Origin of the sequence: Sphingomonas sp. (assembly GCF_035555815.1) — a bacterium.
Lineage (GTDB): Bacteria > Pseudomonadota > Alphaproteobacteria > Sphingomonadales > Sphingomonadaceae > Sphingomonas.
The window spans coordinates 1-26,406 of record NZ_DATMGG010000003.1 but is presented as its reverse complement, the minus strand read 5'-3'; the positions used below and the strand labels follow the sequence as shown (position 1 = coordinate 26,406).

The window sequence follows — 26,406 nt, the reverse complement described above, 5'->3', positions numbered from 1 at the left end:
CGAACGTCGGCCCGGTCGACAAGGCGATCCGCTCGGCCGGTCTCGGCCTCAACCCGATCGTCGACGGCCAGACGCTGCGCCTGCCGATCCCCGACCTGACCGAGGAGCGCCGCAAGGAGCTCGCCAAGCTGGCCAGCCAATATGCCGAGAAGGCGCGCGTCGCCGCCCGCAACGTCCGTCGCGACGGCAACGACAGCCTCAAGACCGACGAGAAGAAGGGCGTCTATTCCGAGGACGAGCGCAAACGCCACGAAGCCGAGGTGCAGAAGCTGACCGATTCGACCATCGCCGACATCGACGCCGCCGCGTCTGCCAAGGAAAAGGAAATCCTCGGCAAGTGACGGGCGAACAGCTCCAGCTGTTCAGGTCGTGCCGGGGGCATGACCGGCCCGGCACTCATCGAGTGACCAAGCGATGAGCGCGATTCCCCTGCCAGCATCGGGCGCCAGCGCCGCCGGCCCGCGTCATGTGGCGATCATCATGGACGGCAACGGGCGCTGGGCGAAGCGTCGGCACCTGCCGCGCATCGCCGGGCACCGCAAGGGCGTGGAGGCGGTAAAGAAGGTCGCGCGCGCCGCCCGCGATCTGGGCATCGACTATCTGACGCTCTACGCCTTTTCGTCGGAAAACTGGCGCCGCCCGCCCGACGAGGTCCGCGACCTGATGGGGCTGCTGCGCCGCTTCATCCAGTCCGACATCGAGGAGTTCATCCGCGAGGGCGTTCGGCTGGCGATTGTCGGCGACTATCGCGCGCTGGCGCCCGATCTGGTCGCGATGATCGACGACGCGATGGCGCGCACCGCCGCCAATCCCGGTCCGACGGTGGTAATTGCCCTCAATTACGGTGCGCAGGCCGAGATCGCGGACGCGGCACGGCGGCTGGCCGAACAGGCGAGCGCCGGCACGCTCGACCCGGCGACGATCGACGAGACGCTGTTCGAGCGAACGCTGGCCAGCGGCAAGCTGCCCCCGGTCGACCTGCTGATCCGCACATCGGGCGAACAGCGGCTGTCGAATTTCCTGCTGTGGCAGGCGGCCTATGCCGAATTGCTGTTCGTCGATGCGCTGTGGCCCGATTTCGACGGCGACGCGCTGGCGGCCGCGCTGGGCGCCTTTGCGCAACGCCAGCGCCGGTTCGGCGGGCTTTGATGTCCGATCTCGCGGTTCGCTCCGTCGTCGGCGTCGCGCTGATCGCGCTCGCGGCTGCCGCGCTGTGGGCCGGCGGAATCGCCTTCTGGCTGCTGATCGTCGTCGCCGGATTGCTGATGATGGCCGAATGGGTGGCTTTGCAGGGCGGGACGCTGCGCGACCGCAAGATCGCCCAGTTCACCCTGTCGGTGCCGCTGGCGATCATGGCGCCGATCGCCGCCGGACCCGATTTCTTCGCCCTCGGGCTGGTCGCCGGCGCCGCCTTCTTCGTTGCCGCCGTCACCCGGCGCGGCGTGATGGGGGCGGGGGTGCTCTATGTCGGGGTGCCGGTGCTCGCGCTGCTGCTGTTGCGCGCGCAGCCCAACGGCATCCTGCTCGCCTTCTGGGCGATGGCGCTGGTGTGGGCGACCGATATCGGCGCCTTCTTTGCTGGGCGGCTGATCGGCGGGCCGAAACTGGCGCCGGTGCTCAGCCCCAACAAGACGTGGGCCGGGCTGATCGGCGGCGTCACCGCAGCGACTTTGCTCGCCTTTGCCGCGCATGTCTGGGCGGGATTGCCCTTCTACCTCGCCGCCGCGACGCCGCTGCTGGCGCTGATGGCGCAGGCGGGCGACCTGTATGAAAGCTGGCTCAAGCGGTGCGCCGGCGTCAAGGATTCGGGCAATCTCCTGCCCGGCCATGGCGGGCTGCTCGATCGGCTCGACGGGCTGGTCGCGGTCGCGCCGCTGGCCGCGGTGCTGGTGGAACTGCCGAGGTGGACGGGATGAGGACGGTCACCATCCTGGGCGCGACCGGATCGGTCGGCACCTCGACGCTCGACCTGGTCGAGCGCGCGCCCGGCGAATTCCGCATCAAGGCGCTGACCGCCAATTGCGATGTCGAGCGGCTGGCGGCGGCGGCGATCCGCACCCGCGCGGAACGGGCGGTGGTGGCCGATGCCAGTTGCCTTCCCGCGCTGCGCGACGCGCTCGCCGGCTCGGGTATCTCGTGTGACGGCGGGCCGGATGCGGTGGTCGACGCGGCGGCGGGGGCGGACTGGACGATGGCGGCGATCGTCGGCTGCGCCGGTCTGGCATCGGTGGTGGCGGCGATCGAATCGGGCGGCACCGTCGTCATCGCCAACAAGGAGCCGCTGGTATCGGCGGGCGAGCTTATCCTCGCCACGGCGGCGCGCAGCGGGGCGCGGCTGCTGCCCGCCGATTCCGAACACAACGCCATCTACCAATGCTTCGACTTCGCCCGGCCGGAGCGGGTGCGCCGCATCCTGCTGACCGGCAGCGGCGGGCCGTTCCGCGACTGGCCGCTCGACCGCATGGCCGACGTCACCCGCGAACAGGCGATCGCCCACCCCAATTGGTCGATGGGCGCCAAGATCTCGGTCGATTCGGCGACGATGATGAACAAGGGCCTCGAGCTGATCGAGGCCGCGCGGCTGTTCCCGGTCGCGCACGAACGGATCGAGATCATCGTCCACCGCCAGTCGGTGATCCATTCGATGGTCGAATATGTCGACGGATCGACGCTGGCGCAGCTTGGCCCGTCGGACATGCGCGTGCCGATCGCCCACACGCTGGCGTGGCCCGACCGGCTGGAGTCGCCGATGGCGCCGCTCGATCTGGTCGCGGTCGGCCGGCTCGATTTCGAGGCGCCCGATCCGGTGCGATTCCCCGCGCTGCGGCTGGCGCGCGAGGCGCTGGAGGCCGGCGGCGCGCGCCCGGCGATCCTCAACGCGGCGAACGAGGTCGCCGTCGCGGCCTTTCTTGACCGGCGCATCGCCTTCCTCGAAATTGCCGCAATCGTTGCCGATACACTCGGCAGCTACGATCCGGATGCGCCGGACAGCCTCGCCGACGTGCTGAACGTCGATATCGAGGCGCGAAGAATTGCCGAAGCCCGTATAAAGGCCGGGCGTGTGACGATTGGCGTTTAGAGGACTGCGTAGCTTGGCTCAGAACCCCGGCCTTATCCTGACGATCGTCGCGTTCCTGCTGGTGCTCGGCCCGCTCGTGTTCGTGCACGAGATGGGCCACTACCTCGCCGGGCGACTGTTCGGGATCAAGGCGGACGTGTTCTCGATCGGTTTCGGGCGCGAGATATTCGGCGTGACCGATCGGCGCGGCACCCGCTGGAAATTCGCGTGGCTGCCGCTGGGCGGCTACGTCAAGTTCGCCGGGGACATGACCGCGGCAGGCCAGCCCTCCGCCGACTGGCTGCAACTCCCCGCGGCTGAGCGCGCGCGGACATTCCAGGCCAAGCCGATCTGGCAGCGGGCGATCGTGGTCGCCGCCGGCCCGGCGATCAATTTCCTGCTGGCGATCGTCATCCTGGCCGGGTTCGCGGTGGCCTATGGCGACAGCCGCACGCCGACGCTGGTACAGGGCGTCACCACCGGCAGCGCCGCCGCCACCGCCGGATTGCGCGCGGGCGACCGGATCGCGGCGGTCGATGGCAGGGCGATGGAGCGGTTCGACGATCTCGCCCGCTACGTCTCGCTCCGCCCGGAGGAGACCGCGACGTTGACCGTCGAGCGCGACGGCGCCACGCTGGACCTGCCCGTCACCTTTGGCGTGCGGCATGAGACCGACCGTTTCCGCAACGACTATCGCATTGGCCAACTCGGCGTGATGTCGGGCGCGCCGGTGCGCGTGCCGGTGTCGCTGCTGGAGGCGCCGGGGGTAGGCGTCGAGCGGACAGTGTCGATCGTGCGGATGATGGTCGATTCGATCGGCCAGATCATCACCGGCCGCCGTTCGGTGAAGGAACTGGGCGGGCCGCTGAAGATCGCCCAGGTCGCCGGACAGCAGCTTACGCTCGGCTGGGAAGCGTACGTCGGATTGATCGCGCTGATCTCGATTAATCTGGGATTCATCAACCTGTTGCCAGTCCCGGTGCTCGACGGGGGCCATCTGCTCCTCTATGCGATCGAGGCGGTACGGCGGCGTCCGGTCGGTCCACAGGCCCAGGAATGGGCGTTTCGGGGCGGTCTGGCGATGATCCTGGCGTTGATGCTGCTGGTCACCTTCAACGACGTGGTCGGGTTCGCGGGTTGATTGGCTGATACGCATGGGGCAGGGGCGGGCAAAGCGGCCGCGCCTGCGGATAGAGACTTCCATCTGGGGTGCGATTAGGTGACACCGAACTTGGCTTCGACGACTTCCATGCGTGCCGTGGCACTCCTGACCGGCACGATGCTGGCCGGGGTGCCCAGTGCCGCCCTCGCGCAATCCGCACCCGCCGCGCGGACTCCGCCACCGCCGGTGGCGGCGACCGTCGCGCCCGCGCCCGCCGCGAAGATCGTGCGCTCGCTGCGCGTGGAGGGCTCGCAGCGCGTCGAGCCGGAAACCGTGCTCAGCTACACGCGGCTGCGCGTCGGCGAGCCGTATACCAACGAGGTGCTCGACCAGGCGATCAAGGATCTGCTGGCGTCGGACCTGCTGGCGGACGTCCAGATCGACGGCGCGGTGACCGGCGACATCATCATCAAGATTCGCGAGAATCCGATCATCAACCGCGTCGTGCTGGAGGGCAACAAGCGGCTGAAGAACGACAAGATCGAGAAGGAGCTGAAGCTCAAGCCGCGCCAGATCTTCACGCGCACCGCGGTGCGTGCCGACGTCGCGCGAATCGTCGAGCTGTATCGCCGACAGGGCCGGTTCGCCGCCGTGGTCGAGCCGAAGCAGGTCAGCCTCGACCAGAACCGCGTCGACGTGATCTTCGAGATCAGCGAAGGGCCGAAATCCAAGGTCCGCCAGATCAACATCATCGGCAACGAGGTGTTCAAGGACGGCGAGCTGCGCAAGGAGATGGCGACCAAGGAAGCGCGCCTGCTCACCGTGTTCAGCTCGAACACCAGCTACGACCAAGATCGGCTGGCCTATGACCAGCAGAAGCTGCGCCAGTTCTACCTGACCGAAGGCTACGCCGATTTCCGCGTGATCTCCGCCGTGGCGGAACTGACGCCGGACAAGCGCGACTTCATCATCACCTATGTGGTGGAGGAGGGGCCGCGCTACAAATTCGGCGACGTCACCGTCGACAGCGACATCCGTGACTTCGACGACAAGCGCATGGCGGAATCGCTGAGCCTGAAGAAGGGCGACTGGTACAACGCCAAGAAGGTCGAGGACACCGTCGACCAGCTGAGCGAGACCGCCGGCGCGTTCGGCTACGCCTTTGCCGACGTCGATCCCGATTTCCAGCGCGACCGCGAAGCGCTGACGATGAGCCTGAACTTCCACATCAAGGAAGCCAACCGGACCTACATCGAAAAGATCGACATCACCGGCAATACCCAGACCCAGGACAAGATCATTCGCCGCGAGATGCGCGTGTCCGAAGGCGATGCGTTCAACGCGTTCCTGGTCAAGCGGTCGACCGACCGCATCAACTCGCTGGGCTATTTCCAGGAGAAGTTCGCGATCGAGCAGAAGCCCGGCTCATCGCCCGACCGCATCGTGCTGGGCGCCAACGTCGAGGAAAAGGCGACCGGCGAACTGACGTTGTCGGCGGGTTTCTCCAGCCTTGAACGCTTCATCCTGCAAACGTCGATCCGCCAGCGCAATTTCCGTGGCAAGGGTCAGGATCTGCGCGCGTCGGTCAATTATTCCAGCTATTCCAAGTCGGTCGAGCTGGGGTTCACCGAACCCTATCTGTTCGGCAAGAACATCGCGCTGGGCGGCACGATCTTCCGCCGCGATTACAATGCGTTCAACTATATCGGCAACGATCGTCAGACCACCTATTCGCAGGTTTCGACCGGGTTCCAGATCGCGACGGGCGTACCGCTGACCGAATATTGGACGATGTCGGGCCGTTACAGCCTGACGCAGGACGACGTTGGGCTGGACGAAGCGACGTTCTTCACCAACGGCCAGTGCGATCCGATCCGCGCCGGGCGCTATCTGTGCGAGGCGATCGGCAATCGCCTGACGTCGATGGTCGGCCTGTCGCTGTCCTATGACAGCCTGAACAGCCGCCTGCGGCCGAGCGCGGGCCACCGCGTGTCGCTGGGTGCCGACTTCGCCGGACTGGGCGGGCAGGTCCGCTACGTGCGCGGCCGTCTGGAGGCGTCCAAATACTGGAACGTGGGGAAGGGCTTCATCTTCTCCGTCCAGGGTGAGGGCGGCTATATCCACAGCCTGGAAAGCAGCCGGGGCGTGGGCATCGACAAGGTCCGCATCACCGATCGCTTCTATCTGGGCGAGCCACAGTTCCGCGGTTTCGACATTCGCGGCGTCGGTCCGCGGATGCAGCGCATTTCCTATACCGGGTCGGCGCTGACCAACGATCAGGCACTGGTCACCGATCGCGACCAGATCATCGACGACGCGCTGGGCGGCCGGGCCTATTACCTGACCAAGGCCGAGCTGGAGATTCCGCTTGGCGCCGGCGCGCGTGAGATGGGTCTGCGCCCGTCGATCTTCATCCAGGCCGGCGCGCTGTTCGGCGTCACCCGCCCGCTGCCGACCACGGCGTTCCCGCAGGCGCGCGACGTCAACGGCAATCTGCGCTACAACGCCGACGGATCGCCGACGCTGCTGCCGTTCACCACCTATATGAAGGACGATCAGGGCCGGCAGCTCTATCTGGTGACCAACGCCGATTCGACGGTTGCGACCACCACCTGTGCTGTTGGCACCTCCGCCGTCGCGGGCGGGCCGTGCGTCGGCACCAACGTCAACGTCGCCTACACCCAGGATACCTCGCCGTTCTACGAGCAGTTCCTGGGCGATTCCGCGCGGCCGCGCCTGTCGATCGGTATCGGCGTCAACTGGAATTCGCCGTTCGGGCCGCTGCGCATCGACCTTGCCAAGGCGTTGCTCAGCCAGCCCGGCGACGACACGAAGCTTATCACTTTCAACGTAGGGACGCAGTTCTGATGAAGACCTTCAAGATGATTCTGCTCGCCGCCGCCGCGGCGATTCCGGGCACCGTCGCCCTGGTCGCGCCGGCGCAGGCGCAGGTGGCGGGCATCGCCGTCGCTAACCCGGAAGGGGCCGTCGGCCGCAGCAAGGCGTGGACCGCCGCACAGCAGCAGATCCAGACCACCTACAAGACCCAGCTCGACCAGGCGGAGGCGCGCCGCAAGGCGATCGCCACCGAACTCCAGCCGCTCTACGCCGCGTTTGAGACCGCGCGGAACGCGCCGAACGCCAACGAGGCGGCGCTGCGCACCCAGGCCCAGGCGATCCAGACCAAGGAAACCGCCGGCAACCAGGAACTCGGCCGCCTGACCGCTCCGGCGCAGCGCGCCCAGGCCTATGCGCTCGAGCAGATCCAGGCACAGCTGAGCGCGGCGGTGACCGCCGCCACCACCCGCAAGAACGTGCAACTGCTGCTGCGTCCGGACGCCGCGCTGTTCGCCCAGCCGACCGCCGACATCACCGCCGACATCACCACCGAACTCGACCGTCTCGTGCCGTCGGTGAGCACGACTCCGCCGGCGAACTGGCAGCCGGGCGGCCAGGAACAGGGCGCCGCCCCGGCCGCGCCTGCCCCCGCCGCACCGGCGCCGGCGCGTCCGCAGGGCCGGTGACCGATCCGGTAACGCCGGCCGCCGCGTCCCCCGCCACCGCTGTCGGCCCGCTCGACATCGGCCGGGTGATGGCGGCGCTGCCGCACCGTTATCCGATGCTGCTGGTCGACCGCGTCGAGGAATTGATCCTCGACCGGTCGATCGTCGCGATCAAGGCGGTGACGATCAACGAAGGCTTTTTCCAGGGGCACTTCCCCGGACGTCCGATCATGCCCGGCGTGCTTCAGGTCGAGGCGCTGGCGCAGGCCGCCGGCGTGCTCGCGGTGGAGAGCCTGGGCCTCGCCGGATCGGGCAAGCTGGTCTATTTCATGTCGATCGACGGCGTGAAGTTCCGCAAGCCGGTAGAACCCGGCGTGCTGCTGCGGCTTGAGGTCGAGTTCGTGCAGAAGCGCGCGCGCGTGTGCAAGTTCGCCGGGCGCGCGCTGATCGACGGCCAGCTCGCCACCGAGTGCGAGTTCACCGCGATGATCGCCGACCCGCCGGCCGCCTGATCGCGCGGTAGCGGGGCGGCCGCCACATCACCCGCGTCACTCCCGCGCAGGCGGCAATCGGTTGCCGCAGGTCATGCCTTGAGACGCGACGTCAGCCTGAACGGATTCCCGCCTGCGGGGAATGACGCGGGGTTGGAGGGTAGCCGGTATCCTCGCACGCGGTGATCGGTAACCCGATCATGCGGCCCCGGTTGCGTTCGCCGCGTAGCGCTGCTAGGCGCGCGCCTTCCTTTTGGCTGGTCGGAAACCAGCCGCTTCAGGAGCTTGAGACGTGAAGAAAGATACCCATCCCGATTATCACACCATCAAGGTGCAGATGACCGACGGCACCGTGTTCGAGACCCGCTCCACCTGGGGCAAGGAAGGCGACACGATGCAGCTCGACATCGATCCGCTGGCGCATCCGGCGTGGACCGGCGGCAACAAGCAGCTGCTCGACGCGGGCGGCCAGGTCGCGCGCTTCAACAAGCGTTTCGGCGGCCTCAGCCTCGCCAAGAAGTAAGCGGGAAAGCGGTGGACAGGGCGGCGTGGATAACGCCGCCTTAACCATTGAAGTCCTAGCTTCGGGGCATGTACAGCCCCGTCGAACCAGTCCACTTCGCTGCGGAATATGAGCCGGCCCGGCTCAATCCCCGCCGTTCGCCCCGCGCGCCCGTTTCGCTCGATGCAAAGGTCGGGCGCGGCGGGCTCGATCGCGCCTTGTGCAAGGTGATCAACCTGTCGCTGCACGGCGCGCGGTTGCAGACCTTTTCCGCGCTGAAGACCGACAGCCATATCTGGTTGACCCTGCGCGGCGTGGGGCAGGTGGCCGCACGCGTCGCTTGGGCCAATGATTTCGAGGCCGGCTGCGAATTCCGCACACCCCTGTCGCTCGACAGCTTCGAGGCGCTGGTCGGCGCGTGACCTGAATTGAGCCTGCGCAACCTCCAGCGTCGAGTTGCGAAGATTGAGAAGGGGCGGAAGACCGTGCCACATGACTAGGTTGCGGGAGGTTTCATTTTGACTCCGCGATCATGGTTAAGGCCACCGACCCCTCGCCAACGAACATCGGGGCCAGCAGCGGGGACAGAACTCCTTCCGTATTGACGCTGCCAGCACGCGGCGCTCTTGGGCTTGGGGTGCCGTTCGCTTCCGCTTGCAGGCGGCTGGCGGAAGAGGTGGGATTCGAACCCACGGAACGGTTGCCCGCTCGCCGGTTTTCAAGACCGGTTCCTTAAACCACTCGGACACTCTTCCACAGCCCCGCGCGGGGGCGACCCGTTCGCACTGGTGCGCGGTGCGCCCGCTTACCGGGGACGCGACCATTTGTGCAAGTCGCGAGACATGGGGGGTTCGCGGCGCGCGTTCGCTGTGGCAACATGCGCGCATGTCGGGGGTAAGCGTTCGCTGGCGTCATGTGCGACGTCGTTTGGGCCAGGGTCTGGGCAAGCGTCTGGGGCTGGGCGGAGTGTTGGCGGGCGCCCTGTTCGCCAGCGGATCGGCCTGCGCGCAGGATCAGGAGGGGTTTCAGGCCTTTCTCCGCTCGATCCGTGGGCAGGCGGTGGCGCAGGGCGTGTCGGCGGCGACGTTCGACGCGGTGGCGCCGACGCTGACCTATAACCCGCGCGTCATCCAGCTCGATCGCGGCCAGCCGGAAACCGCGCCCAATGCGCCGATCTCTCCCTTTGCCCCGTACAAGGCGCAGCACGTCGACGCGGCGCGGATCAACGCCGGGCGCGCGGCCTATCAGCGCGCACGCGGCAAGCTGGCGCGGATCGAGGCGGAAACCGGTGTCCCCGAACAGATCATGGTCGCGATCTGGGGGCATGAAACCAATTACGGGCGGGTGATGGGCGGGTTCGACCTGCCGCGCAGCCTGGCCTCACTGGCCTATGAAGGGCGGCGGCGCGAGCTGTTCACCGGCGAGTTCATCGCGGCACTCAAGATGATCGACCGCGGCGTCGCGCGCGAAAAGCTGGTGGGAAGCTGGGCGGGGGCGTTCGGCGGGCCGCAATTCCTGCCATCGGTCTATCTGCGGCTGGCGCGCGATGGCGACGGCGACGGCAAGGCGGACATCTGGACCAGCGAGGCGGATACGCTGGCGTCGATCGCCAACTACTTCGTCAATGCGGGCTGGCGGCCGGGGCAGCCGTGGGGGATCGCGGTGACGGTGCCGACGGGATTCAATCGCGCGGCGATGCGCACCACCACGGTCAGCCCGCGCTGCCCGCGCGTGCAGGAACGCCACAGCCGGTGGAAGACGATGCGCGAATGGCGCGCTCTGGGCATGGTGCCGCAGGGGCGCGGCTGGCCGGCGGACAATGTGCTGGCGACGCTGCTCGAACCGGACGGGCCGGGGCGCACCGCCTACCTGCTCACCGGCAACTATCGGGTGATCCTCGATTATAATTGCTCGAATTTCTACGCGCTTTCGGTAGGGCTGCTGGCCGATGAAATCGCAAATTAGCCTATGGGGTATCGGCCTGATCGCGCTGGGCGGCGCCGCGAACGCGCAGGGTGCGCCACAGGCGGCGTTTCAGGAGCCGGCGGGGGCGGGGCCGCGCGGATCGTCGCAGCCGGCGCCGGGCGAGGTGCGCTACGATGAGGTCGGTTATGCCGGGCTGGCCGATATGGGCGGAATTTCGGTGGCCAGCTCCGCGCTGTCACCGGGCAGCTATGTCGAGGTGACCGCCTTGGATAGCGGACGCACGATATTGGCGGTGGTGACCGGCAATGGCTCCGCCGAGCGACTGGTGCTGTTGTCGCCGGGCGCGGCCGGCGCGTTGGGGATCGCCAGCGAACCGGCGCCGGTGCGGGTGCGCCGCGTCGTCCCCGGTCCGCAGGATGCGGCGCTGCTGGCTGCCGGACAGGCGGCATCGGGACGCGGCGATGCGCCCAGCGCGCTGCTGGTCCCGTTACGCAAACGCCTCGCGCCGCTGCCGGTCGCGGCGAAGCCGGCCGCCGTGGCGAAGCCCGATCGCCAGCCGCCGCCGGTTCGCACGTCGCCGCAACCGGCGCTGACCAAACCGATTCCCCGTCCGGCCGCGCCTCCGCCCCAGCCGCGGGCGCAGCCTCAGCCGCCGACACCCGCGGTCGCGCGGCCGGCGGCTGGGGGCTATTATGTCCAGGTCGCCGCGCTCTCCAGCCGCGTTCGGGCGCAGGCGCTGGCGAAGTCGCTGGGCGGCAACGTGGAGGCCGCCGGCGCCGTCTACCGCGTCCGCCTGGGGCCGTACCCCGATGCCGCCGCCGCGGCGCAAGGCCGCGCCACCGCCGCACGCAAGGGCTACCCCGACGCCCGCGTCGTCCGCTCGAATTGATCCCGCCCACCCGAATGTTAGTGAGTACCATGACCCGCAACCATATCGCCGCCGCCATCGCCCCCGTCCTTGCGATCGCGATCGCCTATCCCACGGTCGCCGCAGCGCCGTCGTTCGATACCCCGGCGCCAGTGGCCTATATGATCGACCTGTCGTCGGGCGCCGAGCTGTACGCCAAGGACGCCGACCGCCGGATGCCGCCAGCATCGATGGCGAAGATGATGACGGTGCTGGTGGCGTTCGACCTGATCAAGAAGGGCGAGCTGAAGCTCGACACCCAGTTCGAGGTGCGGCCCGAAACGTGGAAGCAATGGCACGGCCCGTCAGCGGGTTCGACGATGTTCCTCTCAACCGGTGAGAAGGTCAGCGTCGACAATCTTTTGAAGGGGATCGTGACGCTGTCGGGCAACGATGCCTGCGTCGTGCTGGCGGAAGGGATATCGGGGACCGAGCAGGCCTTTTCCAACCTGATGAACCAGCGCGCGGCGCAACTGGGGCTGAAGAACAGTCATTTCGGTAATTCGAACGGCTGGCCCGACGGCGGCGTGACCTATGTCACCGCGCGCGATCTGGCCAAGGTGGCGCAGGCGACGATCGAGGAGCATCCGCAACTCTACAAGAAATATTATTCGCTGCCGAGCTTCACCTGGGGCAAGACGTTGGGCGCCGGGGCGGACATCACCCAGGCCAACCGCGATCCCCTGCTTGGAAGGGTCGCCGGGGCCGATGGGCTCAAGACCGGGCATACCGAAGAGGCCGGCTATGGCTTCACCGGGTCGGCCGAACAGAGCGGCCGCCGGCTGGTGATGGTCGTCGCCGGCCTGACCGGTTTCAACCAGCGGATCGAGGAATCGGTCAAGTTCATGAACTGGGGCTTCCGCGCGTGGAAGGCGCAGCCGGTGGTCGCCAAGGGCAGGCGCGTCACCACCGCCACCGTCCAGTTGGGCAGCGCGGCCGAGGTCGGTTTGATCGCGCCGCGCGACCTCGCGATCGCGGTCGCGGCGGGTACATCGCCCAACGTCACCGCGAAGGTGGTGTATCAAGGCCCGATCAAGGCGCCGATCGCCGCGGGCCAGCACATCGCCGACCTGATCGTCCAGCCCGCCGACGGCCCGGCGCAGACGCTGCCGCTGGTCGCAGAAACCGCGGTGGGCGAGGCGGGCTTCTTTGGCCGTGCCTGGGCGGGGTTCAAGTCGCTGTTCGGCGCGTGACCGCCGGCCGCTTCATCAGCCTTGAAGGCGGCGAGGGCGCCGGCAAGTCCACCCAGGCCACCAGGCTCGCCGAGGCGCTCGGCCGGCAGGGCATCGACGCGCGGGTGACGCGCGAGCCGGGGGGCAGCGAGGGGGCGGAAGCGATCCGCGCGCTGCTGCTGGCCGGCGCGGTGACGCGGTGGAGCGCGCATAGCGAGACATTGTTGTTCGCCGCCGCGCGCGCCGATCATGTCGAACGCACGATCAGGCCGGCGATCGAGGCTGGCGCCTGGGTGATCTGCGACCGGTTCATCGATTCGACCCGCGCCTATCAGGGTGCACAGGGGATCGACGACGCCGCGATCCTGGCGCTGCACGGCTTTGGTTCGAAGGGGCTGTTGCCCGACCGCACGCTGGTGCTGGAGATCGGGCCGGATGAGGGCGCGGCGCGCGCATCGGTGCGCGATGCCGGCGCGCTCGACCGCTTTGCCGCGCGCGGGCCGGCCTTTCATCAGGACGTCGCGGCGGCGTTTCGCCGGATCGCCAATCGCGAGCCGGATCGGGTGCGGCTGATCGACGCCACCGGCGAGGCCGATGACGTCACCGCGCGTCTGATCGAGCATATCGCCGATCTGCTGCCATGACGTCACTCGTCGGCAACGCGGCGGCGGTCGAGGCTTTTCTGGCGTCGATGGCGGGCGGCGCGCTGCATCATGCATGGTTGATCGCAGGCCCGGAAGGAATCGGGAAAGCCAGATTCGCGGCGGCGGCGGCGGCGCGGATGCTGGCGGAGGCGGCGGCGCCCGGCACATTGCCGCCGGGTCTGGCCATCCCCCCCGAACACAAGACCGCCGCGCTGATCGCATCGGGCGCACACCCCGATTACCGCGTGATGAAGCGGCTGCCCAAGGACGACAAGCCCGTCGCGGAGCTGGCCCGATCGATCCCGATCGCACAGGTACGCGCGCTGCAACCGATGCTGGCGACCAAGCCGGCGCTGTCCGAACGGCGGGTGATCGTCATCGATTCGATCGACGATCTCGAACGCCCCGGCGCATCCAACGCCCTGCTCAAGAATCTGGAGGAACCGCCGGCGGGTACGATCTTCCTGCTGGTCAGCCACGCGCCGGGCCGATTGCTGCCGACGATCCGGTCGCGGTGCCGGCTGTTGCGCTTTGATCCGCTGAACGAGGCCGAGGTCGCGGCGGTGCTCGACGCCGAATTGCCGGAGGCGAGCGCTGGCGAGCGCGCGGCGCTGGTGCGGATCGGCGCGGGATCACCGGGGCGGGCGCTGCGCTTCGCGGGGCTCGACCTGGGCGGGCTCGATGAGGATCTGGCGGCGATCGCGCGCGACGGCGATCCGCACAACAGCCGCCGCGCCCGGCTGGCGCGCGCGCTGGCGCTCAAATCGGCACAGCCGCGTTACGAGGCGTTTCTGGAGCGCGTGCCGGGCTTCATCGCCGAACGCGCGCGCGATCTGGCGGGCACGGCGTTGCGCGACGCGCTCGACGCCTATGACGCCGCGGTCGACCTGGCACGGGCATCGGTCGCCCAGTCGCTCGACGTATCGACCACCGCGTTCGAGATGGGCGGGCTGGTCGCCCGGCTCGCCCCGCGTCGTTAAGGACGGGACGCAGGGTTTTCTCGCGCGGGCGGCTGTTCTAGAGCGCGAGGATGGCCGAACCCTATTACATCACCACCGCGATCAGCTATCCCAACGGACGGCCCCACATCGGCCATGCCTATGAAGCGATCGCCGCCGACGCCATCGCGCGCTATCAGCGACAGGCGGGGCGTGACGTGCGGTTCCAGACCGGCACGGACGAACATGGGCTTAAGATGGTGCAGACCGCGCGCGACCGCGGCGTAGAGACGCGCGCGCTGGCCGATGAAATGTCTGGATATTTCAAGGCGATGGATGATCGTCTGAATATCTCTTATGATCGTTTCATCCGCACGGTGGAGCCCGATCATCACACTGCCAGCCAGGCGATCTGGCAGGCGATGGCCGACGCCGGCGACCTGTATCTCGATCGTTATGAGGGCTGGTATTCGGTCCGCGACGAGGCGTTCTACGACGAGAAGGAACTGGTCGAGGGGGAAGGGGGCGTCAAACTGTCGCCGCAGGGCACGCCGGTGGAATGGACCGCCGAGGAGACCTGGTTCTTCCGCCTGTCGAAATATCAGCAGCCGCTGCTCGATCACTATGCCGCCAACCCCGACTTTATCCGGCCGGAGGCGCGCCGCAACGAGATCCTGCGCTTTGTCGAGGGCGGACTGTCCGACCTGTCGGTGTCGCGCACCAGCTTCGACTGGGGGGTGAAGGTGCCGGGCAGTCCGGGCCACGTGATGTACGTGTGGGTCGACGCGCTGACCAACTATCTGACCGGTACCGGCTATCCCGACGCCGGTGATCCGCTGGCGAAGTACTGGCCCGCCGACCTGCATTTGATTGGCAAGGATATCGTGCGTTTTCATGCCGTTTACTGGCCAGCGTTCCTGATGTCAGCGAAGATCGCGTTGCCGCGTCAGGTGTTCGGCCACGGCTTTCTGCTCAACCGGGGGGAGAAGATGTCGAAATCGGTCGGCAACGTCACCGACCCGATCGAGCTGGCCGATCGCTTTGGCGTCGACCCACTGCGCTATTTCCTGCTGCGAGAGGTAAGCTTCGGCCAGGACGGCAGCTATTCCGAGGACGCGATCGTCACGCGCTGCAACGCCGATCTCGCCAACAACCTTGGCAATCTCGCACAACGCTGCCTGTCGATCATCGCCAAGAATTGCGACGGTAAGGTGCCGGCGGCGGGCGCGCCGAGCGGGGCGGAGGAGGCGCTGGTCGAGAGTGTCGATGCCGCAGAGGCGGGGCTGCACGCGGCGATGGGCGATCTGGCGATCCACGCCGCGCTCGACTCGATCTGGGCGGCGGCACGTGACGCCAACCAGTATTTCGCCGATCAGGCGCCGTGGAGCGTGCGCAAGACCGATCCGGCGCGCGCGGACACCATCCTCTATTACACGGCGGAGGCGGTGCGCCGCATCGCGATCATGGCGCGCTGGGCGATCCCGGCCAGCGCCGACAAGCTGCTCGACCTGCTCGGGCAGGAGGCTGACGTGCGCGATTTCGGCGCGCTGGCCCGGCCGATCGCGGCAGGCATCGCGTTGCCCGCGCCCAGCGGCGTGTTCCCCCGCCTGGAACTGAGCGAGCCGGCGGCATGAGGCTGGCCGACAGCCATTGCCACCTGAATTACAAGGGATTGGCCGAACAGCAGGATGCGGTGATCGCGCGCGCGCGCGCCTCCGGCGTGGTCGCGATGCTCAACATCGCCACGCGCGAGAGCGAGTGGGACGACGTCCTCGCTGTCGCCGAGCGCGAGGATGATGTGTGGGCGACGGTCGGCATTCACCCGCATGAGGCCGACCAGCACAGCCATGTCGACACCGCAAAGCTGATCGCGCGTGCGCAGCACCCGCGCGTCGTCGGGATCGGGGAAAGCGGGCTCGACTATTATTACGATCACAGCGATCGCGAACGCCAGCAGGCCAGTTTTCGCGCGCATCTGGCGGCGTGCCGCGACACCCAGTTGCCGATCGTCGTCCACACGCGCGATGCGGAGGCGGACACCGCCGCGATCCTCGCCGACGAGCTGGGGAAGGGGGCGTTCCCCGGGGTGATCCATTGCTTCACCGCCAGCGCCGATTTCGCGCGGACCGCGCTCGACCTGGGCTTCTACATCTCGATTTCGGGGATCGTGACGTTCAAGAACGCGCGCGATCTTCAGGAAACCGCGGCGTGGCTGCCGCGCGATAGGCTATTGATCGAGACCGACGCGCCGTTCCTGGCCCCCGTCCCGCATCGCGGCAAGCCGGGCGAGCCGGCGTTCGTCGCCGACACCTGTCGCTTCCTGGCCGGGCTGCGCGGCGAGGATGCCGACGAACTGGCCGAGGCGACCCGCGTCAATTTCCACCGCCTGTTCGCCAAGACGGGCGCCGCGTGAAAGTCCGCATCCTCGGTTGCGGAACCTCCTCGGGGGTTCCGCGGATCGGGAACGACTGGGGCGCGTGCGACCCTGCCGAGCCGAGGAACCGGCGCACGCGGGTGTCGATCCTGATCGAGAGCGCGACGACCCGCATCCTGGTCGATACCGGGCCGGACCTGCGCGCGCAGCTGCTCGACGCCAATGTCGCGGAGGTCGATGCGATCATCTGGACCCACGATCATGCCGACCACACCCACGGCATCGACGACGTGCGCCGGCTGTTCCATGCGCGCCGCGCCCCGGTGCCGGGCTATGCGCGCGCGGCGACGGCGGCGGTGCTGCGCGATCGCTTCGCCTATGCGGTGACCGGCGGCGACGGCTATCCGGCGACGATCGACCTTGAGGAACTCCCCGACACGCTGCGCATCGGCGATATCGCGGTAGCGGTCGTGGATCAGCCGCATGGCAGCATCACATCGGCGGGATTGCGCTTTGTCTCCAGTGGGAAGAGCATATCTTACGCTACGGATTTCAATATCTTAACTGAATCCATGCAAACTCTGTATAAGGACAGCGATGTGTGGATCGTCGATGCCCTGCGCCGCGCGCCGCATCCGACCCATCCGACGCTCGATCAGGCCGTCGGCTGGGCTGCCGCGCTGGGCGCCGGGCGTAGCGTGCTGACCCATATGGATCAGTCGATGGACTATGCGACGCTGGTCGCCGAACTCCCGCGGGGAATCGAGCCGGGCTATGACGGGCTGGAGATCCGACTGTGACCGCCCAGTCGGCCAATTATCTCTGGGCGATCGGCGCGCTGGTCCTCGCGGTGAGCGCGCTGGTGGCACAACGCGCGTCGATCGGTTCGATCCTGCGTTCGCTGATCGCCTGGGCTGCGATCATCGGGCTGATCGTCATCGCGATGACCCAGCGCGAGCAGATCGAAGCGCTGGTGACGACCACGGCGGACCGTCTCGGGCTCGGCGGGCAGACCGTCGAAGGCGAAACCGTCCGCATCGCGATGAGCGAGGACGGCCATTTCTGGGCGCGGGTACAACTCAACGGCTATGCCCGGCGGATGCTGATCGACAGCGGCGCGACCGTGACTGCCTTGTCCCAGGAAACCGCGCGCCGCGCCGGGATCAAGGTTGGCGAGGATGGCTTTCCGGTGGTGATCGAAACCGCGAACGGCAGCGTCAAGGCCGAGCGCGGCCGCGTCGCGCGGCTGGCCATCGCCGGGTTGGAAACGCGCGACCTGAGCGTGGTCGTGTCACCGGCGTTCGGCGACATGGACGTGCTGGGCATGAACTTTCTGTCGCGGCTGGGGTCGTGGCGGGTCGAGGGCCGCACGCTGGTGCTCGATCCCCGGCGGGAGGGACAGCATCCACCCCGCGATACCGGCGCATAATTTACATAATGTATATTATCGGTCTTATGGATTTGGCGAAAGGAGCCCCCTCATGATCGAGCGGCTGGTGGCGATCATGGCGCGGTTGCGTGACCCCGAGAACGGGTGCGAATGGGATACGGTCCAGACCTTTGCGACGATCGCGCCGTACACCGTCGAGGAGGCCTATGAGGTCGCCGACGCGATCGCGCGCGACGATATGCCCGACCTGAAGGACGAATTGGGCGACCTCTTGCTCCAGGTCGTGTTTCACAGCCGCATCGCCGAGGAAGCTGGGCTGTTCGCGCTGAACGATGTCGTCACCGCGATCAGCGACAAGATGGAGCGCCGCCACCCGCACATCTTTGGCGACGCGGCCGAGGGCGGCCATCACCTCTGGGAAGCGATCAAGGCCGAGGAACGCGCCGCCAAGCCCGATGGCAGCGCGCTGGCCGGGGTGGCGATCGGCCTACCCGCGCTGCTCCGCGCCGAAAAGTTGCAAAAGCGCGCGGCGCGTACCGGGTTCGACTGGCCGGACGCGGATGGCGCCCGCGCCAAGATCGACGAGGAAATCGCCGAGGTCACCGCCGCCGCCACCGATGCCGAGCGCGCCGAGGAAATCGGCGACCTGCTGTTCGCGGTGGTCAATTGGGCGCGCAAGCTGGGGATCGATCCCGAAGCGGCGCTGCGCGCGGGCAATGCCAAGTTCGAGCGGCGTTTCCGCGCGATGGAGGCGGCGGCGGGCGACGCCTTCGTCGCGCTCGACCTCGATGCCAAGGAATCGCTTTGGGTGACCGCCAAGTCCATGACATGATCCCCGCCCCGACGCCGGTTCCGTCAGGAGGCATAAGCGATGAAGCAGCGGATCGACTTGGTGACGATCATCGGCCTGGCGATGCTGCTGATCCCACTGTCGACGATGTGGCACGAGATCGGCGGACATGCCGCCGCCTGCGCGGTGCAGGGCGGCCGGGTGACGACGATCGGCGCATTTTACGTCGATTGCGAGGGATTGGCCGGGTGGCGGGACATCGTCGTCGCCATCGCCGGCGTGGGCGTCAATACGGTGGCGGCGCTGGTCGCCTATGCCTTGTGGCGCCGCGCGCGCGGTGATCTTGCCCGGCTGGTGCTGTGGTATGTCTGGGTCGGGCAGGCGTTCGTCGCCGCCGGCTATTTCTGCTTTTCGGGCGTGTCGGGCTTTGGCGACCTTGGCACCGGGACCGGCGGATCGCTCGCCACCCTGCCCGGCGCGATCCCGATCCGGCTGGGTGAGATCGTCTTTGGGATCGGCGCCTATATCCTGCTGGTGTTCGCGGCGATCCGCGCGCTGAACACGATGCTGGGCACCGGCCCGGACACCCGTGGCACCCGGCGGCGCATCGCCCACGGATACTATGTGGTCGCGGGTGCGTCGGCGGTGCTGGTCGGGCTGCTCAACCCGGTCGGCCTGCTGATCACGATCCTGTCGGCGGCGGCGTCATCGTTCGGCGGATTGGCCGGGCTGATCTCGGTCGGCTATGCCGTGAGCGATAGCGGCGAGGCCAAGGATTTCCGCATCGCACGCAACTGGGTGGTGTTTGGTGCCGGCGCGTTGGTTCTTGCGGGGTTTGCGGTCATCCTGGGACCATCAATCGAACTTCTCTAGCGCGCATCGTTCGGGCCAGCCGCAGGGTGCGGTCGGTACTCGCTATCAGATCGCCCAGCGCACCGGCATGTACAGGAAGCGGACGTCGGCCTCCCCGGCGCCGGCGGCGGGAACCCTTCCGCGCAAACGCACCAGATCGCAGGTCTTGTTATCGAGCGCCGCGACCCCCGAACTGGCCACCACCCGGCATTCGATCACAGCACCTGTCCGGTCGAACGTCGCTACGGCGTGGACACGGCCTTGCTTACCCTGCCTTCTCGCTTCGGCGGGGTAATCATTGTTATTGAACCATTTTGCGACGAAGGGCGTCTCCGCATGGCCTCCGACCATTGCCGAAGGGTCGACGCCCCAATGGCGCAGTAACGAGTCCGCACAGGTTCGGACGCCGGCGACCGCCTTGTCCATCGGCCCCAACGTCAGGGTGATCGGCGTACCGCGCTCGAACTCGAGCCGGATGTCCGTCGCTTGTGGCAAGGCGTCCCAGAACGCTTTATCGTCGGCGCGAAACAACACCCCGTTTCGACCGTCCGTCAGCGGTCCACTGACCCATCGCGTCGCCATTTCCCGCATCATCGGCATCAGAATGAGCTTGCCCGTCCCATGGGGCGCGCGCGTCACCTCTCCGCCGGTCGAGATCAGAGAGATATCGCCATTGGCCATCAGCGGTGTCGGCCGAAATCCGAACACCATTGTCTCGCGCTCGTAGGCAAAATCTCGCGACAAAGTGCAACCGGTAGGGCTGTAATCCACAGTCCACTTACCTGCGGGAGCGAGTGGCGACGGTGTAGGCGAAGGCGCGGCAGCCTGCGCTGTCATCAGCAGCATCCCCGCCGCAGCCGGCCATCCCACCACCCCTCACCTCCTATCGTTGCAGGAACCGCTCATAATCGCGCGGCGCCATGCGCACCTCGTAGACCGCGGCGTCGCCATCCTCCTCGCGCCCCAGCACCTCGCCATGGGCGTGGAGCCACGCCGCCGCCGCGCCGTCGCCCGCCGCCACCGGGATGGTATAGCGCCGGTGCCCCTGCGTCAGATGTTCGGAGACGGCCGCGATCAGCGCGTCGACCCCTTCCCCGCTCAACGCCGATACTGCGACCACCTCGTCACGCCGCGCGACGTCGGCCAGCACCGCGTCGCGGCGTTCGGGCGAAAGCAGGTCGAGCTTGTTCCACGCCTCGATCCGCGGCGTCGTCTCGGCCACGCCGATCTCGCTGAGCACCTTCTCGACGTCGGCGCGCTGGGCGTCGCTATCGGGGTGAGCGATGTCGCGGACGTGGATCAGCAGGTCGGCCGACACCACTTCCTCCAGCGTCGCCTTGAACGCGGCGACCAGCTGTGTGGGCAGGTCGGAGACGAATCCGACCGTGTCGGACAGGATCGCCTTGTCGATCCCCGGCAGGCTGATCTGGCGCAATGTCGGGTCTAGCGTGGCGAACAGCAGGTTCTCCGCCATGACGTCGGCGCCGGTAAACCGGTTAAAAAGCGTCGATTTTCCCGCGTTGGTGTAACCGACAAGCGCGATCACCGGCCAGGGCGCGCGCTGGCGCCGGTCGCGGTGCAGCCCGCGCGTGCGCGTCACGCTGTCGAGTTCACGCCGCAGCCGCGCCATGCGGTCGCGGATCAAGCGGCGATCGGCCTCGATCTGCGTCTCGCCGGGGCCGCCGAGGAAGCCGAAGCCGCCGCGCTGCCGCTCAAGGTGGGTCCAGCTGCGCACCAGCCGCCCGGCCTGATAGTCGAGGTGGGCCAGTTCGACCTGCAACCGCCCCTCGGCGGTGCGCGCGCGTTCCCCGAAGATCTCGAGGATCAGCCCGGTACGGTCGATCACCTTGCAGCCCAGCCCGGTTTCCAGGTTGCGCTGCTGCACCGGGGTCAGGCTGGCGTCGAACACCGCAAGCGAGATGTCGTCCGCCTTGACCGTCTCGGCCAGTTGCTCGACCTGCCCGCTGCCGATCAGCGTCGCCGGCTTGGGCGCGCGCACGCGAAAGGCGATCTTGGCGCGCACCTCCACCCCGATCGCCAGCGCCAGCCCGGCGGTTTCCTCCAGCCGCGCGTCGGCATCGCGCATCGCGCCGCCCTGATCGGGCAGCACGACGATCGCGCGCGCGCCACGCGCGAAATCCTGCGCGTCGCGATCGAAGCCGGTGCTCATGGAACTACTCGTCGTCGCCGGCCTGTTCGTCGGCCAGGTTGAGCGGATTGGCCGGCTGAACGGTCGACACCGCATGCTTGTAGACAAGCTGCGACAGCCCCTCGCGCTGGAGCAGCATGCAGAACAGGTCGAACGCGACGATCCCGCCCTGAAGCATGACGCCATTGACCAGGAACATCGTCACGCTTTCCTGTTGCCGGCGCACGGCGTTCAGGAAAACCTCCTGCAATACCGGCTGCTTGTGGTTGCTTTCGCCCACCGCGCTGACGATCGCGGCGACATCCAGCGGGCCGGACGGCATGATCGTCGAGATCGCGTGCTTGTAGATCAGCTGCGACTGGCCGTCGCGGCGCAACAGCACGGAGAAATTGTCGAACCAGGTGACAATGCCCTGCAGCTTGACGCCCTTGACGAGGAACATCGTCACCGGGGTCTTGGACTTGCGCAGCGCGTTGAGGAAGAGGTCCTGGAGAGAGGTCTGCTTGTCGGCCATGATCGGCTCCTTGGTTTTGGCGGGCCGTTCCCCGCGTTTTTGTTCGGCACAATCTAGGGATCGGAACCGGGGCCGTCCAGCACCCGCGTCGTCCCCGGCTGCGATCAATCGTCGCGGGTGTCGGTGATGCCCAACAGCTTGAGTTTGCGGTGCAGCGCGGATCGCTCCATGCCGATGAAGCTGGCGGTGCGCGAGATATTGCCGGAAAAGCGACGGATCTGGACGCGCAGATATTCGCGCTCGAAACTCTCGCGCGCCTCACGCAGCGGCGCGCCCATGATCGCGGTGGCGCCGATGCCACCGTCCCCTTCGCGCGCCTGCCCCAATACCTCGGGCGGGAGCAGGTCGAGGTCGATCCGCCCGATGCGGTTGCCCGGCGCCAGGATCACGGTGCGTTCGACGACGTTGCGCAACTGGCGGACGTTGCCCGGCCATTCATAGCTTTGCAGCGCGACCATCGCGTCGGGGGCGACCTCGGGCGTCGGCACGCGGCGTTCGCTGGCGTAATGGGCGACGAAATGCTCGATCAGCGCGGGGATGTCCTCGCGCCGCTCCGACAGTGGCGGGATCGCCACCGGCACCACGTTGAGCCGATAATAGAGATCCTCGCGGAAGCGGCCCTCGGCGATCTCATCGTTCAGGTCGCGCGCGGTGGCGGACACGACGCGCACGTCGACCTTGACGATGCGCTGCCCGCCGACCCGGCTGAAGCTCTGGTCGGTCAGCACGCGCAGGATGCGCGCCTGGGTAGCGATCGGCATGTCGGCGATCTCATCGAGGAACAGCGTGCCGCCGTGCGCCTGTTCGAGCAGGCCGGACCGGACCAGATCGCCGCTGCCGTCCTCGATGCCGAACAGCTCCTCGTCGACGCGCTCGGGCGTCATGCGCGCCGCGCTGACCACCACGAACGGCGCGTTGGCGCGCCCGCTCCAGCCGTGGAGCAACCGTGCCGCCACTTCCTTGCCGACGCCGGCGCCGCCGGTGATCAGCACCCGACTGCCGGTCGAGGCGACGCGCTTCAACGTCGCGCGCACCGTGTTGATCGCCGCCGAACTGCCGTTGAGATCGGTCTCGCGCCCGACCGAGGCGCGCAGGCTCGCCACCTCGCGCTTCAGCCGCTCGGTCTCGGTCGCGCGTTCGACCAGCAGCAGCAGCCGTTCGGCCTCGAACGGTTTCTCGATGAAGTCCGACGCGCCGCGCCGGATCGCCGCGACGGCGGTGTCGAGGTTGCCGTGGCCGGAAATCACCAGCACCGGGATCGACGGATCGCGCCGCTTGATCTCGTCGAGCAGGTCGAGCCCGTCGAGCCGCGATCCCTGCAACCACACGTCGAGCAGCACCAGGCTGGGGCGCCGCGCCGCGATCGCCTCGAGCGCGGCATCGCTGTCGGCGGCGGTGCGCGTCTCATAGCCTTCGTCCTCAAGCACCCCGGAGACGAGTTCGCGAATGTCGAGTTCGTCGTCGACGACGAGGATATCCAGGGTCATGCGGTGGTCCGATGTCGAGTCAAATTGGCGGGGCTGGGATCGGTGGTTTCGGCATCGTCGGGCTGGCCGTTCGCCACGTCGGCCAGCATCAGCGAATCGAAGATGAGCGTGACCACGGTGCCGCGCTCATCGGGGCCGTCGGCAAAGGCGATGGTGCCGAAATGCTCCTCGACGATCTTCTTGACGATGGCGAGGCCCAGGCCGGTGCCGCGGCTGCGCGTGGTCATATAGGGTTCGACGATGCGGTCGCGTTCGGCGGGCAGGCCGACGCCATTGTCGGCGATGCGCACCGTCACGCTGCGCTCGTCCGCCTCCAGCGCCACGGCGATCTCGCCGACGGGCAGCCCCTCGCCTTCACGCCCCTCGATCGCCTCGACCGCGTTCTTGACGATGTTGGTCAGCGCCTGCCCGATCTGCCGCCGGTCGCAGATCAACGTCGGCGGCGGATCCTTGTACGACAGCGCGAAGCGGATCGCGGGGTGCGCGACTTCGTGCAGGAACACCGCCTGCCGCGCCAGATCGAGCAGCGATTCGCTGCGGAACACCGGCTTCGGCATCCGCGCGAACGACGAGAATTCGTCGACCATCCGGCGCAGATCGCCGACCTGGCGGACGATGGTGTCGGTCAGCCGGGCAAAGGTGGTGTCGGCCTCCGGCGCCAGCTTGCCGTAGCGCCGCTGGAGCCGTTCGGCGGCAAGCTGGATCGGGGTCAGCGGATTCTTGATCTCGTGCGCGATCCGCCGCGCGACGTCGGACCACGCCGCGCGGCGCTGGTCGAGCAGTTGCTGGGTGATATCGTCGAAGGTCAGGACGTGGCCGTCCTCGTCGCGGGTGATCTTCACCGCCAGCGTCCGCGCCTCTCCCCCGGCGGTGAGCTGGACGATGCCCTCGCGCGCCTCACCGGCGAGCAGCGCGGCGAGTTCGGGCGCGACCTCCCCCAGCGGGCGGCCGAGCGGGCTGTCGGCGGGCCGGAGCAGATCGAGCGCGGAGCTGTTGATCAGCCGGATCGTCCCCCCGTCGCCGATCGCGATCACCCCGGCGGTGACGCCGGACAGCACCGCCTCGATCAGCGCGCGGCGGCTGTCGGCGGCCGACGTCGCCTCGACCAGCGCACCGGTCTGCTGCTGCAATCGTCCGGTCATCCGGTTGAAGGCGCTGGCGAGCACGCCGATTTCGTCGTCGGTCTTCGGCTCCGGCACCCGCGCGGCGAGATCGCCGCCGGCGATGCGCTGCGCCGCGTCGACCAGCGCGCCGATCGGTCGCACCAGCCGATCCGCCACCGCCAGCGCGACGAACACCGCCGCGCCGACGATCAGCAGCGACACGAACAGCAGCGCGATGTTGAAACGAAGCTGAAGGCTGCGCGATCGTTGCAGCAGCGTCTGGTAATCGGCCAGCACCGTCTGCGCGCGGTTCATCCGCGCGGCCATCTCCTGCGCGCCGGAAACACGGGCGGAATAGACGTAGAGGTCGGTGCCCTCGACCCGCGCGATCGACTGCGTGCGCTTGCGGCTGGTCGACACGACGCTGCGCTCGCCGCGTTTCAGTCGAGCGATTGCGTCAGAGCCGATGTCGGTCTCCAGGCTGCGCTCATAGGGGTTGACCAGCGCCAGCGCATTGATCCGCCCATCCGGCGCGACGGAGAACACCACCGCCTCCGACAGGCTTCGTTGATAGACGTCCTGGCCAAAGGTGGCGACGAATTCGCGGCTGTCGATCGGCCAGCGCTTGACGACCAGCATCGTGTGGATGTCCTCCGCCAGCGCGACATTCTCGTTGTCGACGTAGCTCAGCATCTCCTGATAGGATTGTTGCGCCAGGCTCTGCGCGTTCTCCAGCATCCCGCGCGCGCGGTCGGACGACCAGAATTCGACGCCGTACTGGAACAGCAGCGACGCGAACACCGTCACCAGGATCATCGGCACGCTGGCCAGCACGGAGAACAGCGCGACCAGCCGGACGTGGAGCCGCCCCTCCCCCGCCAGCGGCGATTGCGCCGCGCGGCGCAGCGCGCTCCGCCGTCCGATCAGCACCAGCAGCGCGACGTCGGGGACCATGTTGGCGACGAGCAGCAGCGCGACCAGCGGCGGGCTGAGCAGGCGCGGCGCGCCGTCGTTGCCGGTGATGATCAGCCAGCTCGCCAGCGCCACCGCCACGGCGATGCCCAGCACGAGAAATTCGACCGCCGGTGTGATGCCGATCCGCCGGGGCACAGCGGGCGTTTCGGTAACCGGGTCGGCGACGGACGTCATCGTTGCATGTTTACACAATCACTGTTGCCCGCAAAACACAGAATCGCGGAAATCATCACTCGATCGCCGCGCCCGGTCGCATATCGCCGGCCAGACCCAGATCGGTCAGCCGCTTGCGCAGCGTGTTGCGGTTGATCCCCAGCGCCCGCGCCGCGCGCAGCTGGTTGCCGCCGTGCCGTTCGAGCATCGCCGCGATCAGCGGGCGCTCGACCTCGGCGATGATCCGGTCATAGAGGCTGCCGTCGTCGAGGCTGGCCGGATTCTCCCGCGCGATCGCCGCCAGCCGACCACGCACCGCCGCCTCGATCTGCGGATCGGCGGCGATCGGCGCCGGCCCCTGTCCGCCGCGCAGCAT

27 protein-coding genes and 1 tRNA gene are annotated in these 26,406 nt (G+C 67.9%); 21 read left to right on the top strand and 7 right to left on the bottom strand.

Going from position 1 to position 26,406, the window contains the following annotated elements:
• The 10 genes from VNR91_RS00170 to VNR91_RS00125 form a co-directional block, all read left to right on the top strand.
• Window positions 1-341 (top strand): ribosome-recycling factor (locus VNR91_RS00170; protein ID WP_325488772.1); only part of this gene is annotated, 341 nt, incomplete at its 5' end.
• Window positions 342-414: 73 nt separating this feature from the next.
• Window positions 415-1,149, top strand: a complete 735-nt coding sequence (locus VNR91_RS00165) for an isoprenyl transferase (protein WP_325488771.1) — start codon at window positions 415-417, stop codon at window positions 1,147-1,149.
• Complete coding sequence (locus VNR91_RS00160; RefSeq protein ID WP_325488770.1) at window positions 1,149-1,916, top strand: phosphatidate cytidylyltransferase; 768 nt, start codon at window positions 1,149-1,151, stop codon at window positions 1,914-1,916. Before VNR91_RS00165 ends, VNR91_RS00160 begins: the two co-directional genes overlap by 1 nt.
• On the top strand, window positions 1,913-3,079 hold the full coding sequence (dxr, locus tag VNR91_RS00155) for a 1-deoxy-D-xylulose-5-phosphate reductoisomerase (protein ID WP_325488769.1): 1,167 nt from the start codon (window positions 1,913-1,915) through the stop codon (window positions 3,077-3,079). Before VNR91_RS00160 ends, dxr begins: the two co-directional genes overlap by 4 nt.
• 13 nt (window positions 3,080-3,092) lie before the next feature.
• Window positions 3,093-4,199, top strand: a complete 1,107-nt coding sequence (gene rseP, locus VNR91_RS00150; RefSeq protein WP_325488768.1) for an RIP metalloprotease RseP — start codon at window positions 3,093-3,095, stop codon at window positions 4,197-4,199.
• A gap of 108 nt (window positions 4,200-4,307) precedes the next feature.
• Complete coding sequence (gene bamA / locus VNR91_RS00145) at window positions 4,308-7,028, top strand: outer membrane protein assembly factor BamA (RefSeq protein ID WP_325488767.1); 2,721 nt, start codon at window positions 4,308-4,310, stop codon at window positions 7,026-7,028.
• Window positions 7,028-7,684, top strand: coding sequence for an OmpH family outer membrane protein (locus VNR91_RS00140; protein ID WP_325488766.1), 657 nt, complete (start codon window positions 7,028-7,030; stop codon window positions 7,682-7,684). The genes bamA and VNR91_RS00140 overlap by 1 nt, the downstream gene beginning before the upstream one ends.
• A complete protein-coding gene (fabZ, locus tag VNR91_RS00135) occupies window positions 7,681-8,175 on the top strand; it encodes a 3-hydroxyacyl-ACP dehydratase FabZ (protein WP_325488765.1) in 495 nt (164 codons plus the stop codon). The genes VNR91_RS00140 and fabZ overlap by 4 nt, the downstream gene beginning before the upstream one ends.
• Window positions 8,176-8,446: 271 nt before the next feature.
• The gene (gene rpmE, locus VNR91_RS00130) at window positions 8,447-8,677 is read left to right on the top strand and encodes a 50S ribosomal protein L31 (protein WP_325488764.1); all 231 of its coding nucleotides are present in this window, start codon (window positions 8,447-8,449) and stop codon (window positions 8,675-8,677) included.
• A 68-nt stretch (window positions 8,678-8,745) separates the two neighbouring features.
• Window positions 8,746-9,078 carry a PilZ domain-containing protein gene (locus tag VNR91_RS00125; protein WP_325488763.1) on the top strand — a complete coding sequence of 111 codons (333 nt, stop codon included), beginning with the start codon at window positions 8,746-8,748 and terminating at the stop codon, window positions 9,076-9,078.
• 243 nt (window positions 9,079-9,321) lie between these two features.
• Here the strand turns inward: VNR91_RS00125 and VNR91_RS00120 are convergent.
• Window positions 9,322-9,411 (bottom strand) — tRNA-Ser (locus VNR91_RS00120).
• 160 nt (window positions 9,412-9,571) lie between these two features.
• Between VNR91_RS00120 and VNR91_RS00115 the strand changes: the two genes are divergently transcribed.
• From VNR91_RS00115 to VNR91_RS00065, 11 genes are read left to right on the top strand one after another with little or no spacing between them, the layout of a single operon-like run.
• On the top strand, window positions 9,572-10,621 hold the full coding sequence (locus VNR91_RS00115) for a lytic murein transglycosylase (protein ID WP_325488762.1): 1,050 nt from the start codon (window positions 9,572-9,574) through the stop codon (window positions 10,619-10,621).
• A complete protein-coding gene (locus VNR91_RS00110; RefSeq protein ID WP_325488761.1) occupies window positions 10,605-11,471 on the top strand; it encodes an SPOR domain-containing protein in 867 nt (288 codons plus the stop codon). The genes VNR91_RS00115 and VNR91_RS00110 overlap by 17 nt, the downstream gene beginning before the upstream one ends.
• Window positions 11,472-11,500: 29 nt before the next feature.
• Window positions 11,501-12,682 (top strand): D-alanyl-D-alanine carboxypeptidase family protein, encoded by a 1,182-nt coding sequence (locus tag VNR91_RS00105; protein ID WP_325488760.1) that lies wholly within the window; start codon window positions 11,501-11,503, stop codon window positions 12,680-12,682.
• The gene (tmk, locus tag VNR91_RS00100) at window positions 12,679-13,305 is read left to right on the top strand and encodes a dTMP kinase (RefSeq protein WP_325488759.1); all 627 of its coding nucleotides are present in this window, start codon (window positions 12,679-12,681) and stop codon (window positions 13,303-13,305) included. Before VNR91_RS00105 ends, tmk begins: the two co-directional genes overlap by 4 nt.
• Window positions 13,302-14,285: a DNA polymerase III subunit delta' gene (locus tag VNR91_RS00095; RefSeq protein ID WP_325488758.1), complete on the top strand. Its 984-nt coding sequence runs from the start codon at window positions 13,302-13,304 to the stop codon at window positions 14,283-14,285. Before tmk ends, VNR91_RS00095 begins: the two co-directional genes overlap by 4 nt.
• A gap of 50 nt (window positions 14,286-14,335) precedes the next feature.
• Window positions 14,336-15,877 carry a methionine--tRNA ligase gene (gene metG / locus VNR91_RS00090; RefSeq protein ID WP_325488757.1) on the top strand — a complete coding sequence of 514 codons (1,542 nt, stop codon included), beginning with the start codon at window positions 14,336-14,338 and terminating at the stop codon, window positions 15,875-15,877.
• Window positions 15,874-16,656: a TatD family hydrolase gene (locus VNR91_RS00085; protein ID WP_325488756.1), complete on the top strand. Its 783-nt coding sequence runs from the start codon at window positions 15,874-15,876 to the stop codon at window positions 16,654-16,656. Before metG ends, VNR91_RS00085 begins: the two co-directional genes overlap by 4 nt.
• Complete coding sequence (locus tag VNR91_RS00080) at window positions 16,653-17,417, top strand: MBL fold metallo-hydrolase (RefSeq protein ID WP_325488755.1); 765 nt, start codon at window positions 16,653-16,655, stop codon at window positions 17,415-17,417. Before VNR91_RS00085 ends, VNR91_RS00080 begins: the two co-directional genes overlap by 4 nt.
• Window positions 17,414-18,046: a retropepsin-like aspartic protease family protein gene (locus VNR91_RS00075; protein ID WP_325488754.1), complete on the top strand. Its 633-nt coding sequence runs from the start codon at window positions 17,414-17,416 to the stop codon at window positions 18,044-18,046. Before VNR91_RS00080 ends, VNR91_RS00075 begins: the two co-directional genes overlap by 4 nt.
• A 52-nt stretch (window positions 18,047-18,098) precedes the next feature.
• Window positions 18,099-18,839 (top strand): nucleoside triphosphate pyrophosphohydrolase, encoded by a 741-nt coding sequence (mazG, locus tag VNR91_RS00070; RefSeq protein ID WP_325488753.1) that lies wholly within the window; start codon window positions 18,099-18,101, stop codon window positions 18,837-18,839.
• Window positions 18,840-18,878: 39 nt separating this feature from the next.
• Complete coding sequence (locus tag VNR91_RS00065) at window positions 18,879-19,670, top strand: hypothetical protein (RefSeq protein WP_325488752.1); 792 nt, start codon at window positions 18,879-18,881, stop codon at window positions 19,668-19,670.
• A gap of 45 nt (window positions 19,671-19,715) precedes the next feature.
• Here VNR91_RS00065 and VNR91_RS00060 read toward each other — a convergent pair whose 3' ends face one another.
• From VNR91_RS00060 to VNR91_RS00035, 6 genes are all read right to left on the bottom strand, one after another.
• A complete protein-coding gene (locus tag VNR91_RS00060) occupies window positions 19,716-20,360 on the bottom strand; it encodes an energy transducer TonB (RefSeq protein WP_325488751.1) in 645 nt (214 codons plus the stop codon).
• 172 nt (window positions 20,361-20,532) lie between these two features.
• The gene (gene hflX / locus VNR91_RS00055) at window positions 20,533-21,819 is read right to left on the bottom strand and encodes a GTPase HflX (protein ID WP_325488750.1); all 1,287 of its coding nucleotides are present in this window, start codon (window positions 21,817-21,819) and stop codon (window positions 20,533-20,535) included.
• A 4-nt stretch (window positions 21,820-21,823) separates the two neighbouring features.
• Window positions 21,824-22,417 carry an RNA chaperone Hfq gene (gene hfq, locus VNR91_RS00050; protein ID WP_414712350.1) on the bottom strand — a complete coding sequence of 198 codons (594 nt, stop codon included), beginning with the start codon at window positions 22,415-22,417 and terminating at the stop codon, window positions 21,824-21,826.
• Window positions 22,417-23,799, bottom strand: coding sequence for a sigma-54 dependent transcriptional regulator (locus VNR91_RS00045; protein ID WP_325488748.1), 1,383 nt, complete (start codon window positions 23,797-23,799; stop codon window positions 22,417-22,419). Before VNR91_RS00045 ends, hfq begins: the two co-directional genes overlap by 1 nt.
• Entirely contained in the window at window positions 23,796-26,051 is a 2,256-nt protein-coding gene (locus VNR91_RS00040; protein ID WP_325488747.1) for a sensor histidine kinase, read from the bottom strand. Before VNR91_RS00040 ends, VNR91_RS00045 begins: the two co-directional genes overlap by 4 nt.
• A gap of 55 nt (window positions 26,052-26,106) precedes the next feature.
• The coding region (locus VNR91_RS00035; protein ID WP_325488746.1) for a helix-turn-helix domain-containing protein at window positions 26,107-26,406 on the bottom strand (300 nt) is incomplete at its 5' end.